This is a genomic window from Achromobacter sp. SIMBA_011, from assembly GCF_046535435.1.
In the GTDB taxonomy this organism is placed as follows: domain Bacteria; phylum Pseudomonadota; class Gammaproteobacteria; order Burkholderiales; family Burkholderiaceae_B; genus Achromobacter; species Achromobacter dolens.
The window spans coordinates 145,348-159,091 of record NZ_JAWRWN010000001.1; the positions used below are offsets into that span (position 1 = coordinate 145,348).

Annotated in this window: 11 protein-coding genes; 8 read left to right on the top strand and 3 right to left on the bottom strand. The window is 67.0% G+C overall.

What is annotated here, in order from left to right; genetic code table 11:
- Positions 1 to 107 precede the first annotated feature (107 nt).
- From SB816_RS00730 to SB816_RS00745, 4 genes are read left to right on the top strand one after another with little or no spacing between them, the layout of a single operon-like run.
- Positions 108 to 1,079, top strand: coding sequence for an ABC transporter permease (locus SB816_RS00730; protein ID WP_024067408.1), 972 nt, complete (start codon positions 108 to 110; stop codon positions 1,077 to 1,079).
- A 12-nt stretch (positions 1,080 to 1,091) separates the two neighbouring features.
- The gene (locus SB816_RS00735; protein WP_054503759.1) at positions 1,092 to 2,018 is read left to right on the top strand and encodes an ABC transporter permease; all 927 of its coding nucleotides are present in this window, start codon (positions 1,092 to 1,094) and stop codon (positions 2,016 to 2,018) included.
- Positions 2,019 to 2,025: 7 nt separating this feature from the next.
- Positions 2,026 to 3,753, top strand: coding sequence for an ABC transporter ATP-binding protein (locus SB816_RS00740; RefSeq protein WP_054503760.1), 1,728 nt, complete (start codon positions 2,026 to 2,028; stop codon positions 3,751 to 3,753).
- Positions 3,754 to 3,781: 28 nt separating this feature from the next.
- Positions 3,782 to 4,990, top strand: coding sequence for a metal-dependent hydrolase family protein (locus SB816_RS00745; RefSeq protein WP_054503761.1), 1,209 nt, complete (start codon positions 3,782 to 3,784; stop codon positions 4,988 to 4,990).
- 30 nt (positions 4,991 to 5,020) lie between these two features.
- Here SB816_RS00745 and SB816_RS00750 read toward each other — a convergent pair whose 3' ends face one another.
- Together SB816_RS00750 and SB816_RS00755 are read right to left on the bottom strand one after the other, a co-directional pair.
- Positions 5,021 to 6,460: a YdgA family protein gene (locus SB816_RS00750; RefSeq protein ID WP_410546402.1), complete on the bottom strand. Its 1,440-nt coding sequence runs from the start codon at positions 6,458 to 6,460 to the stop codon at positions 5,021 to 5,023.
- A 151-nt stretch (positions 6,461 to 6,611) separates the two neighbouring features.
- The gene (locus tag SB816_RS00755; RefSeq protein WP_054503762.1) at positions 6,612 to 8,084 is read right to left on the bottom strand and encodes a YdgA family protein; all 1,473 of its coding nucleotides are present in this window, start codon (positions 8,082 to 8,084) and stop codon (positions 6,612 to 6,614) included.
- Positions 8,085 to 8,388: 304 nt separating this feature from the next.
- Here SB816_RS00755 and SB816_RS00760 point away from each other — a divergent pair, with 304 nt between their 5' ends.
- From SB816_RS00760 to SB816_RS00775, 4 genes are all read left to right on the top strand, one after another.
- Positions 8,389 to 9,909, top strand: a complete 1,521-nt coding sequence (locus SB816_RS00760) for a DEAD/DEAH box helicase (protein WP_116791561.1) — start codon at positions 8,389 to 8,391, stop codon at positions 9,907 to 9,909.
- A gap of 45 nt (positions 9,910 to 9,954) precedes the next feature.
- Positions 9,955 to 10,584: a LysE family translocator gene (locus SB816_RS00765; RefSeq protein WP_049070507.1), complete on the top strand. Its 630-nt coding sequence runs from the start codon at positions 9,955 to 9,957 to the stop codon at positions 10,582 to 10,584.
- Between the two features lie 111 nt (positions 10,585 to 10,695).
- The gene (locus tag SB816_RS00770; protein WP_049070505.1) at positions 10,696 to 12,303 is read left to right on the top strand and encodes a peptide chain release factor 3; all 1,608 of its coding nucleotides are present in this window, start codon (positions 10,696 to 10,698) and stop codon (positions 12,301 to 12,303) included.
- Between the two features lie 37 nt (positions 12,304 to 12,340).
- A complete protein-coding gene (locus SB816_RS00775; protein ID WP_006386994.1) occupies positions 12,341 to 13,027 on the top strand; it encodes a hypothetical protein in 687 nt (228 codons plus the stop codon).
- An 83-nt stretch (positions 13,028 to 13,110) separates the two neighbouring features.
- Here the strand turns inward: SB816_RS00775 and bfr are convergent, their stop codons facing one another.
- Positions 13,111 to 13,587: a bacterioferritin gene (bfr, locus tag SB816_RS00780; RefSeq protein WP_006386993.1), complete on the bottom strand. Its 477-nt coding sequence runs from the start codon at positions 13,585 to 13,587 to the stop codon at positions 13,111 to 13,113.
- Positions 13,588 to 13,744 lie beyond the last annotated feature (157 nt).

Genomic DNA, 13,744 nt, shown 5'->3' on the forward strand with positions numbered 1-13,744 from the left:
GCGACCCCCGCGACGGCGCCAGCCGTCCGGGCGCGCCCGGCCCAGCCCCGCTTGCCGCGACCGGCAACGCGCGGCCCGGCGTTATCCGACCAAGAGGGCATCCAACCATGCTTTCCTTTATTGCGCAGCGGCTGATCCAGTCGGTGCTGGTGATGTTGACGGTGGCGCTGATCGCGTTCTCCATGTTCCGCTATGTCGGCGATCCGATCGCCAGCATGGTGGGGCAGGACACCACGCCCGAGCAGCGCGAGCAGCTGCGCGAACAGTTGGGATTGAACGATCCGTTCGTGGTGCAGTACGCGCATTTCGTCGCCAACGCGGTGCGCGGCGACTTCGGCATTTCCTATCGCCATCGCCGGCCGGTCAGCGAACTGCTCGAAGAACGCCTGCCGGCCACGCTGGAGCTGTCGTTCGTCTCCGCCGTGATGGCGCTGGCGCTTGGCATCCCCATGGGCATCTACACCGCGCTCAAGCGCCACGGCGTGCTGTCCAAGACCTTCATGGCGATCTCGCTGGCCGGGATCTCGCTGCCCACCTTCCTCATCGGCATCCTGCTGATCCTGTTCTTCGGCGTGCAGTTGCGATGGCTGCCCAGCTTCGGGCGCGGCGACGTGGTCGGGCTGGGCTGGTGGACCACGGGCTTCCTGACCAAATCCGGCCTGCTGGCGCTGATCATGCCGGCCATCACGCTGGCGCTGTTCCAGATGACCCTGATCATGCGGCTGGTGCGCGCCGAGATGCTGGAGGTGCTGCGCGCCGACTTCATCAAGTTCGCGCGCGCCCGCGGCCTGCCGGAGCGGCTGATCAATTTCCGCCATGCGCTCAAGAACACTATGGTGCCGGTCATTACCATCACCGGCCTGCAACTGGGCTCCATCATCGCCTTCGCCATCATCACCGAAACGGTGTTCCAGTGGCCCGGCATGGGCCTGCTGTTCATCCAGGCCATCAGCATGGTGGACATCCCGGTGATGGCCGCCTACCTGGTGCTGATCGCCTTCATGTTCGTCGTCATCAACCTGGTGGTCGATCTGCTGTATTTCGCCGTCGACCCGCGCCTGCGCGTGCAGAGCAAATAAGGGAACCGCCTCATGAACGCCCGCATCGCTCCCTTCTTCGCGCGCGCCGCCGACAGCGACCTCTGGCACAGCTTCAAGCGCTCGCCCGGCGCCATCGTCGCCGCCGCCGTCACGCTGGCCATCCTGCTGGGCGCGCTGTTCGCGCCGGTGGTGGCGCCGCACAATCCGTTCGACCTGGCTTCCCTGAACATCATGGACGCCAACACCCCGCCAGCATGGCAGGAGGGCGGCAGCCCCGACTTCCTGCTCGGCACCGATGACCAGGGCCGCGACATCCTCTCGGCCGTGCTGTATGGCTCGCGCGTGTCGCTGCTGGTGGGCTTCGCCTCGGTGCTGTTCTCGATGGTGCTGGGCGTCACGCTGGGCCTGATCAGCGGCTACGCCGGTGGCCGCGTCGACAGCTTCATCATGCGCATCGCCGACGTGCAGCTATCGTTCCCCGCCATCCTGGTGGCGCTGCTGATCGACGGCGTGGCGCGCGGACTGTTGCCGCGCGACATGCACGACGAACTGGCCCTGTACGTGCTGATCTTCGCCATCGGCATCTCGGGCTGGGTGCAGTACGCGCGCACCGTGCGCGGCTCGACGCTGGTGGAACGCAACAAGGAATACGTGCAAGCGGCAAGGCTGATCGGCATCGGCCCGGTCACCATCCTGCGCCGCCACATCCTGCCCAACGTCATGGGGCCGGTGCTGGTGATCGCCACCATCCACCTGGCGATCGCCATCATCACCGAAGCCACGCTGTCGTTCCTGGGCGTGGGCGTGCCGCCGACCGCGCCGTCGCTGGGCACGCTGATCCGCATCGGCAACAGCTACCTGTTCTCGGGCATGTGGTGGATCTCGATCTTCCCCGGCATCGCGCTGGTCGCGCTGGTGCTGTCGGTCAACCTGCTGGGCGACTGGCTGCGCGACGCGCTCAACCCCAAGCTGCGCTGAGGATGCCATGGCCCTGTTGAACATCGAAGACATCCGCATCGAATTCCCCAGCCGCCGCGGCACGCTGGTGGCGGTGGACGGCGTGTCGCTGTCGCTGGAGAAAGGCGAGATCCTGGGCGTGGTCGGCGAGTCCGGCGCCGGCAAGTCGACCATCGGCAACGCCGTGATCGGCCTGCTCGAAGCGCCCGGCCGTCTGGCCGGCGGCGCGGTGCTGCTCGACGGCGAACGCATCGACACCCTTACCCCGGCGCAGAAGCGCAAGGTGCGCGGACGCCGCATCGGCATGATCTTCCAGGATCCGCTGACCTCGCTCGACCCGCTGCAGACCGTGGAAAGCCAACTGGTCGAAACCATGCTGGTGCACCTGGACCTGACGCACGACCAGGCCAGGCAGCGCGCGGTGCAATTGCTGGCGCAGGTCGGCATCGACCAGCCCGAGCTGCGCGTTCAACAGTATCCGCACCAGTTCTCGGGCGGCATGCGGCAGCGCGTGGTGATCGCGCTGGCGCTGTGCTGCGAACCCGAGGTCATCATTGCCGACGAACCTACCACCGCGCTCGACGTGTCGATCCAGGCGCAGATCCTGGAGCTGCTGAAAAAGCTCTGCCGCCAGGAGCAGGTCGGCATGATCATCATCACCCACGACATGGGCGTGATCGCGGACGTCACCGACCGGGTGGCGGTGCTGTACCACGGCAAGCTGGTCGAGCAGGGGCCCACCGCCAAGATCCTGGGCGATCCCGATCATCCCTATACCCGCAGCCTGATCTCGGCCGTGCCGCGCCCGGACATCAAGCTCAAGCGCTTTCCGCTGGTCACCTACATCGAGGACGTCAAGACACCGGCCAAGCCGCTCGACCTGGCCACCCACTGGCTCGGCCAGCGGCGCGACTTCGGCGCACGCGGCGAAGGCCCGCTGGTGCAGGTCCGGGACCTGAGCATGCGCTTCGTGCTCAAGAGCGCCTTGTTCAAGCGCAACCAGCGCACGCTGGATGCCGTCAAGCGCGTCAACTTCTCGATCGGCGAAGGCGAGGTATTCGGCCTGGTGGGCGAATCCGGTTCGGGCAAGTCGACCGTGGCGCGGCTGATCTCGGGCCTGTACACGCCCAGCGGCGGTTCGGTCACGTTCGGCGGCACTGACCTGACCGCGCTCAAGGGCGAAAAGCAGCTCAACCCGTTCCGGCGCCAGATCCAGATGATCTTCCAGGATCCGTTCTCGTCGCTCAATCCGCGCATGCGCGTGCTGGACATCGTGGCCGAGCCGATCCGCTTTCACAAGCTGGCGGCCAGCGAGGCCGAGACGCGCCGCGTGGTGGCGGACCTGCTCGACGTGGTCGGGCTGGGCGAGCGCGCCGCCGAGCGCTTCCCGCACGAGTTTTCCGGCGGCCAGCGCCAGCGCATCTGCATCGCGCGGGCGCTGGCCACGCGGCCGCGCTTCCTGATCTGCGACGAACCCACGTCGGCGCTGGACGTGTCGATCCAGGCCCAGATCCTGAACCTGCTCAAGGACCTGCAGGAACAACTCGGCCTGACCATGCTGTTCATCAGCCACGACCTGCCCGTGATCCGCCAGATGTGCGACCGCGTCGGCGTGATGCGCTACGGCGAACTGCTGGAGGTGGCGGACACCGAGGCGCTGTTCGAGCATCCGCAGCATCCCTACAGCCAGCACCTGCTGGGGCTGATGCCCCGCTTGCAATCCATGTCCCGCGAGGGACTGGAGGTGGAAGGCTGAGCCTCACCCACACGACAAGGAGCGAGACATGAGTGCGTTGCCACAGACCCTCTTCATCGGCGGCAAGGTGTTCGACGGACATGGCGCAATGCTGCCGGGCCATGGCGTGCTGGTCGAGGGCAGGCAGGTCACGCGGGTGGCGCCGGCCGCCGAATTCAACGGCTTCGCCGGGCGGCGCATCGACACCACGGGCATGACGCTGATGCCCGGCATGGCCGACTGCCACGTGCACCTGGTCTACACCGGCGGCGCCGACCCGCAGACGCAGATGTCGAAACAAGGCCCGGCCCAGATTACGCTGACCGCGCTGGAGAACGCGCAAGCCGCGCTGCGCGGCGGCTTCACGGCGCTGCGCGATTGCGGCGGCAAGGACTACCTGGAATTCGGCGTGCGCGACGCCATTGCGCGCGGCGTGTTCCCGGGCCCGACCATCAAGGCCTCGGGGCGCATCATCTGCATGACGGGCGGCCACGGCAACCGCATCGGCCGCGTCGCCGACGGCTGCGAAGAAGTGGTGAAGGCGGTGCGCGAGCAGGTCCACGCCGGCTGCGACCTGGTCAAGATCATGGCCACCGGCGGCGTCATGACGCCGGGCGTGAGCCCGATGGATGCGCACTACAGCTTCGACGAAATGAAGGCGGGCGTGCACGAAGCCAAGCGCTTTCGCAAGAGCACCGCCAGCCATGCGCAAGGCACGCAGGGCATCCTGAACGCGGTGCGCGCCGGCATCGACTCGATCGAGCACGGCATCTTCATGGACGCGCAGTGCCTGGAGGAAATGCTCGCGGCCGAAACCTACCTGGTGCCGACCATCGCGGCCGTGCGCAACATCGTCGCCAACGCCGACAACGGCATTCCCGCCTATGCCGTGGAAAAGGCGCGCGCGGTGGAGCAGCGCCATCGCGAATCGATCCAGATGTACTACAAGGCCGGCGGACGCATCGCGCTGGGCACGGATGCCGGCACGCCGTTCAACCTGCATGGCGAGAACGCGATGGAGCTGGCCTACATGGTGGAATTCGGCATGACACCGGTCGACGCCCTGATTGCCGCCACCTCGCGCGGCCATGACCTGATGGGCATGGACGGCCATGGCGTGGTGCAGCAGGGCGCCGTGGCGGACCTGCTGCTGGTGCGCGGCGACCCGACCGAGGACATCATGCGGGCCGCCGACAAGCGCTTCCATGTGGCGGTGCTGCGCAACGGCGACGTGGTGGCGGGCGCCTTGCCGGCCTGACGCGCTGCGCCCGCGAGTCGGGCGCAGGCTTTACTTCTCGCCCCGCGACATCAGCCAGGCCAGGAAGGTCTCGAGCGACATGCGCTCTCCATTGAAATCGACCTGGCCGCCCGCGTAGCTCAGGCTCGCCAGCAGCTTGCCGTCTTCCAGGCGCCCCCATTGACTGCCCACGATGCGGTCGCGCACGCCATCGGCCTGCCGGCGCGCGGCGTCGCGGGCGGCGGCCTCGGCCATGCCGTCGGCCTGCAGGCGCACGGCGATGAGGTCGGCCACGCTGGCAACCGGCACCGACAGCCGCGCGTCGAACTTGCGCACGGTCTCCTTGACCACCGCGGCCGGCGAGTGATTCCACAGCGTCGGCGCGGCCAGGCCCACCGCCAGTTGCAGCGTGGCGCTGCCGTTGGCGGTATCGATCTGCAACGGCGCCAGCGAGAAGCCAGGTTCGGCCAACAGAAACTTCATCACATGACCTGCCCCCACCATCTTGTCGCTCATACTGCCGCCGCCATCTTTCGTGGCCTCCATGGTGTCGCGGAACCCGCGAAACGACACCAGGTCCAGGTTGTGCGCCTCAGCCGCCAGGCGCAGGTTGGCCACCTGTCCGGCGCGGGTGTCGATGCCCGCCACCTGCACGGCCAGCTTGCCTTGCATGGCGCTGTCGGCGCCGCTGGCGTCAAGGTTCACCGCGACGTCACGCAGGGTGACCGGCTCGCCGTCGATCTCGGCGGTCCATTGCTTGAGGGTCGCACGGGTCGTGGCCACGCCCGTCTCGTCGCTGGCGCGGGTCGCGTCGTACCTTATCGCCAGGTCACGCATGGCCAACCGGCGCGTGTGGTTCGCGCCGTCTTTGATGAACGGCTCGAACAGGTCGGCCCGGTCCGAGCGGATCGTCACGACGGTGTGTTTGCCGCCGGCGGCAACGTCGGTCTGCAGCGTCAGGCCCGAGAAACTGAAGCGGGACTCGTCGCGCGCGCGCTCGACAGGCGCCAACGCCAGGGAAGCCGCGATGTCGCGGCCATACCCCGCCACGGCCTCGGCCGTCATCGGCACGCCGCCCTGCGCGGCGGCGAACCAGGTTTCCAGCGACGGCGTGGGCGCCAACTCGGCGCGGGCGGCGGCCATGGCCGGAAACAGATGGCCCTGCAACAGGCGGTACCGCGGGAACGGCCCGTGATCCAGGCGCACCACTATCTCGTAGTCGCGTCCCGTCGCGCCGGGGCCATCCTTGGCCAAGGGCTGCGCCTTCAGCCGATAGCGCGCTTGCGACGTGAACACGCCGCGTTCGTACGACAGTTGTTCGAACGACAGCGTCTCGCCCAGCTTCGCGCCGATCAGCCGCGCCTGCGCGTCGGCGCTTTCGGCCAACTGCGCCATGCCGCTCTCGAGCTGCTTGCCGGTGTACCAGGCCGTGCCTGTCCAGATCGCGCCCAATGCCAGCACGGTGCAACCCACCGCCACCCATTTCCGCATAATGTCCTTCCCGCTTCCCAATTGCGCCGGTCCCGCATGAACCGAAGCCGCCAGCATACGCCGCGCATGAAAAACGGGCTGCCGCGCCCTAAGGCGCCGCAGCCCGCGTGGGGCGCCGGCATCATGCCGGCGCCGGGGTCTTGCCCGCGCCTTAGCGCATACCGCCCATCGCGCCGCTCATGACCATCATCATGAACTGCTGCAGCGGCATCTTCTTGCCGTTGAAGTCCACTTGGCCGTCGGCGTAGTTGAGGTAGGAAACGATGTTGTCGTTTTCCGCCTTGGCCACGCCCATCGCCACCGCCATGGTGCCGACCATTTCGGCCTGGCCCTTGGCGGTCTGGACGGCGCGGTCGGCCGGCACGCCGCGCGTCTGCGGCTCGATCGCCATCAGGTCGGCCAGATTGGCCTTGGACAGGATCAGTTTGGCGTTGAGCTTGCGAATGGCTTCCATGGCCAGGTCGCTTGCCGGCTTGTCGGTCGAGGCCGGCTTGGCCAGGTCCACGTCCAGGTTGAAGGTCGAGGTGCCGTTGGCGGTGCGCACCTGCAGCGGCGACACCGACAGGCTGGGATTGCCGGCCAGCAGCAGTTCGACGTTGGTCTTCAGGATCTGCTGTTCTTCGGGCGTGAACTCGGAAGAACCCTCCTGGCCGCCGCTTTGCATCATGCGGCGCGACGAAGACTCGTACACGTCGTTCAGGGCCTTGAGCGCCTTGGGGTCCATGTTCTTCATGCCGATGGCCAACTGCAGGCCCGCCATGTCCTTTGCCTGGACGTTGATCATGCCAAAGTCCAGCACCATCTTGGCATTCACGCCGGTATCGGCCTCGGACAGGTCCACGGCAACGCTGGTGTCCTTGAGCAGCACCGGCGGCTTGGTCTGGGACGTGATGGTCCATTCCTTGAGGACCAGCTTCTGGCTGCCCATGGCCATGTCGTTCTTGCCCGGGGTCAGGTCGCTGTTGAGCGTGATGCCCTTGACCGCCATGCCCACGATATCGCTATCGCCGGCGGGGCCGGCCAGCGTCACGCCATCGCTCTTGAGCGCCAGCACGCCGTGCTTGGTGTTGGTGTCGAAGTCGACATCGGCAGCCATGCCGGCGAAGGTCAGCTTGGTCTTGTCGGTCGAGGCTTCGGCCGGGGCCAGGTTGAACGTGCCGGTGACCTGCTTGCCGTAGCTGACGCTATAGGCGCCCGTCAGCGGCGTGGCGCCCTTGGTGGCGGCGAACCAGCCCTTGACGGCCGGGGTCTCCTCGATCTGGAAGCGGCTCGCGACCATGGCCGGGGCCAGCTTGCCCGAGGCCAGGTTCGAGAACGGGAACGGGCCGTGCGACAGGTGTTCGACGAACTGGAGTTCACGCTCCTCGGCCGGCTTGCCATCCTTGGCGGGCAGCGTGAACTTGACGCGGTAGCGCTCGGTGGACGAGAACACGCCGCGCTCGAACGACATCAGTTCGATCACCGGCGTCACGCCCCACTTTTCACCGAACTTGCGCAGTTCGACGTTGCCGTCTTCGATCGACTGCTTCACGAACGCTTCGGCCTTCTGGCCGGTGTACCAGGCCGTGCCGGTCCAAATCGCACCCAGTGCAACGACCAGACCCGCTATTGCCGCCTTTTTCATAGCAACCCTTAATTCTTGTGTGATGGAGGTAAGCGATCGGATTATAGGGAGGCCGGCTTAGGGATTACACTAATTTCGTACACGATTAGTGCAAAATGTTACGCAGCTATACCGCAGACCGTGTGCGCCACATGCCGCGGCGCCGCATCGGCTACAATGGCTTTGCGTGCTTTGCCAATCTGCACGCGTCCGCTAGGCACTTCGCCGCCAAGCTTCGCCCTCAGGGGCGCTTCCCTTTTCTCCTTATTCGTCCGCCTGGATTGGAGTCTCTCAACTTGAGCGACGGGCTGCCGCTGGAGTTGTTTTGACTACCTCTTCCTCTTTCGCCGACCTCGGGCTGGCCGATTCCCTGTTGCGCGCCATTGCCGATACCGGCTACACCGCGCCCACCCCCATTCAGGCCCAGGCGATTCCGCAGGTCCTCAAGGGCGGCGACCTGCTGGCCGCCGCCCAGACCGGCACCGGCAAGACCGCCGGCTTCACGCTGCCCATCCTGCATCTGCTGATGCAGCGCAAGCCGGAAGCCCGCAAGGCCGGCCGCCCGCGCTGCCTGATCCTGACGCCGACGCGCGAACTGACCGCGCAGGTGGCCGAATCGGTGCAGACCTACGGCAAGCACACCTCGCTGACGTCCATGGTGATGTTCGGCGGCGTCAACATCAACCCCCAGATCTCCGCCCTGCGCAAGCCGCTGGACATCCTGGTGGCCACCCCCGGCCGCCTGCTGGACCACTGCGGCCAGAAGACGGTCGACCTGTCCGGCGTCGAGATCCTGGTGCTGGACGAAGCCGACCGCATGCTCGACATGGGCTTCATCCGCGACATCCGCAAGATCCTGGCCCTGCTGCCCAAGCAGCGCCAGAACCTGCTGTTCTCGGCCACCTTCTCGGATGAGATCCGCGCGCTGGCGCGCGGCGTGCTGAACAACCCGGGCGAAGTCTCGGTCACCCCGCGCAACACCGCCACCGAACTGGTCACCCAGACGGTGCACCTGGTCGAACAGCACCACAAGCGCGACCTGATCAGCCACATCATCCGCGAAAGCGGCTGGCACCAGGTGCTGGTGTTCACGCGCACCAAGCACGGCGCCAACCGCCTGGCCGAAAAGCTGGTCAAGGACGGCCTGACCGCCGCCGCGATCCACGGCAATAAGAGCCAGTCGGCCCGCACCCGCGCGCTGGCCGGCTTCAAGGACGGCACCGTGACGGTGCTGGTGGCCACCGACATCGCCGCCCGCGGCCTGGACATCGACCAACTGCCCCAGGTGGTGAACTTCGAACTGCCCAACGTGCCGGAAGACTACGTGCACCGCATCGGCCGCACCGGCCGCGCGGGCGCCACCGGCGCCGCGGTCTCGCTGGTGGACAACAGCGAGATCAAGCTGCTCAAGGACATCGAGCGCCTGATCAAGAAGACCATCGAGCGCAAGCCGGTGGCCGACTGGACCCCGCCCGCCACCAGCGCCGCCGCCTTCGAACGCCAGGAACGCGACGAAGACTCGCGCCAGCCGCGTGGCGGCGGCGGCCGTAACGGCGGCCGCGGCGGCAACGCCGGCGCGCCCCGTTCGCGCCCGGCCAACGCCGCGCCGCGCGGCGCCAACGGCGGCCGCGCCCCGGCGCCGGCCCGTGCCGGCGGCGACAACCGCGGCGGCCAGGGCCAGCGCGATGGCAAGCCGTCCGACCGTCCGGCCCACGCCGGCCGCGGCGACGCCCGCCCGCAGCAGAACCACCGCCGCCCCGAAGGCAGCGCCCGTCCCGCCGGCAACGGCAACGGCAACGGCGGCCGCCCGGCCGGCGCCCCGCGCGCCGCGCTGCTCTCCAAGTAATATCAGCGGCATACCTGTTACTGCGACCCACGGACCCGCGCCATCATGCCCCTTTCCACCTGGTTGACGTTCTTCCTGGCCTCCTGGGCCATTTCGTTCTCGCCCGGCGCGGGGGCCATCTCCGCGATGTCCTCCGGACTGAAGTACGGCTTTGCCCGCGGCTACTGGAACACGGCCGGCCTGATCCTGGGCATCCTGTTCCAGTTCGTGGTGGTCGCGGTCGGCCTGGGCGCGGTGCTGGCCACCTCCGAGATGGCCTTCAACGTGGTCAAGTACCTCGGCGTCGCCTACCTGATCTACCTGGGCGTGCGCCAGATCCGCACGGACGCCGCGCCGGTCGCGGTCGATGCCGGCGATCCCAAGCAGGCCTCGATCCGCGAGCTGGTGATGCGCGGCTTCCTGATCAACACCATGAACCCCAAGGGCACGGTGTTCCTGCTGGCCGTGGTGCCGCAGTTCGTCGACACCGCCTTGCCGCTGACGCCGCAGTACGCGGCGCTGGCGGGCACGCTGGCCTTCACCGACCTGGTGGCGATGGGCGTGTACACGCTGCTGGCGGCGCGCGTGCTGCGCCTGCTGCGCGATGCCAAGCACATCCGCTGGATGAACCGCACCTTCGGTTCGCTGTTCATCCTGGCCGGCGTGTTCCTGGCGTCGTTCCGCCGCCATTCCTGAATTTCCACGCGCGGGGCATGCGCCGGCAACGGCGCGTGCCCCGCTTGTTTCGATGCACGATACCGGACCGCGCCGGGCTGAAGCCGCGGCGTCAGGTTGAATCCTCCGATCATGAACATCCCACAAGAAGTAGCGCGGCGCCGTACCTTCGCCATCATTTCCCACCCTGACGCGGGCAAGACCACGCTGACCGAAAAGCTGCTGCTGTTCGCAGGCGCGATCCAGATCGCCGGCAGCGTCAAGGCGCGCAAGGCCTCGCGCCACGCGTCCTCCGACTGGATGGAAATCGAAAAGCAGCGCGGCATTTCGGTGGCCTCGTCGGTGATGCAGATGGAATACCGCGACTGCGTCATCAACCTGCTCGACACCCCGGGCCACCAGGACTTCTCGGAAGACACCTACCGCGTGCTGACGGCGGTCGACGCCGCGCTGATGGTGATCGACGCGGCCAACGGCGTCGAACCGCAGACCATCCGCCTGCTGCAGGTCTGCCGCGCGCGCAACACGCCCATCATCACGTTCATCAACAAGATGGACCGTGAAGTGCGCGAACCGCTCGAGCTGCTGTCGGAAATCGAAGGCCACCTGGGCATGGACGCCGTGCCGTTCTCGTGGCCGGTGGGCATGGGCAAGGCCTTCGGCGGCGTGTTCGATATCCGCCGCGACCGCATGCGCGTGTTCCGCCCCGGCCAGGAGCGCCGTTCGGACAACGACGACTTCATCGAAGGCCTGACCAACCCCGAGATCGCGCGCCGTTTCGGCTCGGCCTTCGACCAGGCCAGCGGCGAGATCGAGCTGATCAATGAAGCCGCGCCCGCGTTCGACCGCGACCAGTTCCTGGCGGGCAAGCAGACCCCGGTGTTCTTCGGCTCGGCCATCAACAACTTCGGCGTGCAGGAAGTACTGGACGCGCTGGTCGAGCAGGCCCCGCCTCCCGGCCCGCGCGTCGCGCTGCAACGCGAAGTGCAGCCCGAGGAACCCAAGTTCACTGGCGTCGTGTTCAAGGTGCAGGCCAACATGGATCCGGCTCACCGCGACCGCGTCGCCTTCGTGCGCGTGAGCTCCGGCCGCTTCGAGCGCGGCATGCGCCTGAAGGTCGCGCGCACCAACAAGGAAATGCGCCCCAACAACGTGGTGTCGTTCCTGTCGCAACGCCGCGAACTGCTGGACGAGGCCTATGCCGGCGACGTGATCGGTATTCCCAACCACGGCGTGCTGCAACTGGGCGACGTGCTGACCGAAGGCGAAACGCTGCAATTCACCGGCCTGCCGTTCTTCGCGCCGGAACTGTTCCAGGCCGTCGAAGTGAAGGACCCGCTGCGCACCAAGCAGTTGCGCACCGGCCTGACGCAGTTGGGCGAAGAGGGGGCCATCCAGGTGTTCCGGCCCGAGGCCGCCGGCGGCTCGCTGCTGCTGGGCGCGGTCGGACAGCTTCAGTTCGAAGTGGTGGCCCACCGCCTCAAGACCGAGTACGGCGTGGACGCCCGGATGATGCCTTCGCGCTACACAATGGCACGTTGGATTACCTCTGATAACCCCAAGGCGCTGCGCAAGTTCATGGATGCCAATGCCGCCCATATCGCCTATGATGTGGTCGATGCGGCGGCGTTTTTGATCAGTTCCCCCGCGCAGTTGCGCGTGGCCGAGGAACTGTATCCGGATGTGAAATTCCACGCCATGCGCGAGCACGGCGGCAAGGTTTTCGGAGACAAGGCGTAGACCCGTTCGGGTACCGCACGGCAGATTGAGGGTAGCAATGTCTTGGCGTTTATTATTCGCAACGCTCCTGCTGGCGCTTGGCGCGTCGGCGTGGGGCGGTATTCAATTGGGTGACTGGCTGGTGGCGCATGCGCCGCAGGCCGCGCCCGCGCCCGGCCAGGATGCGGCCGCGTCGCAGCAGCCCGTGCTCGATGCCAACGGGCGCCCCTACGTGGCGCAGCCGCCGCAGCCGCGCATCGATGGCACGCTCGGCGTGCCGGACAAGCCGGCCGACCGCGAGTGGGCCATCAATACCGTCTCGCTGTTCGACACCGTCAGCGATCCCGCCGTGAAGATCTCGCGCGAGCGCATCAGCCAGGACCAGGCCCGCGAAATCGCCGCCGCCTCGCAAGTGCCGCTGCCGCAAGGCACGTCAGACGTCAGCACGCTCGACCTGCAGGCGCCGGGCACCGGCACCGCCGTCAATGGCGGGCAGGGCCAGGCCCCGGGGCAGCAGGCGGCTGGCTATGGCAATACGCAAATGGTGCAGGCGCCGCCCCCGCCCAATTCGTCGCCCGCCCCCGGCGCGCCCGGCTGGCAGGATGCGCTCAAGCGCGAACTGGCCCACTGTGCCACGCAGGGCTTCTTCGAGCGCCCCTCGTGCTCGTGGGCGGCCCGCAACAAATACTGCGGTCCGAACCGGGCCTGGGGCACGATGGCCGAATGCCCGGCGCGGCCGCAATAAGCCGCATCGTCCGGATCGCGCCACCCGCGATCACCCAAAAAAATGGCGCCCCGAGGGGCGCCATTTTCATGCTGGGCCGATCATCAGTCGGGCACGGACATCTGGCTTTGCAGGTAGTTCTGCAGGCCAACCTTGTCGATCAGGTCGATCTGGGTTTCCAGATAGTCGATGTGCTCTTCGGTATCGTCCAGGATGTCCTGGAACAGGTCGCGCGAAACATAGTCGCGCACCGATTCGCAATAGGCGATGGCTTCCTTCACGGTGGCCTGGGCGCCTTGCTCCAGCTTCAGGTCACAGGCCAGCAATTCCGGCACGTCCTCGCCGATCAGCAGCTTGTGCAGGTCCTGCAGGTTGGGCAGGCCGTCGAGCATGAAGATGCGCGCGATCAGGCGATCCGCATGCTTCATTTCGCCGATGGATTCTTCGTACTCGTGCTTGCCCAGCTTGTCGAAACCCCAGTGGTTCAACATGCGCGCATGCAGGAAGTATTGGTTGATCGCCGTCAGCTCGTTGGTCAGTTGCTTGTTCAGGAACTGGATGACGGTTTTGTCGCCTTTCATGATGGACTCCTTGCAGTCAGACGCGACGCGCACTGCATCGCGACAAGAAGCGCACGATGCCGCGAGTACGCAACCCCGGCAGACTAACATCGGCCGCGGGGCCGCGACTAGCCTTGGCGCGCATTTGGTAAACCGCTTTACGAGCGCTACAAGAAAG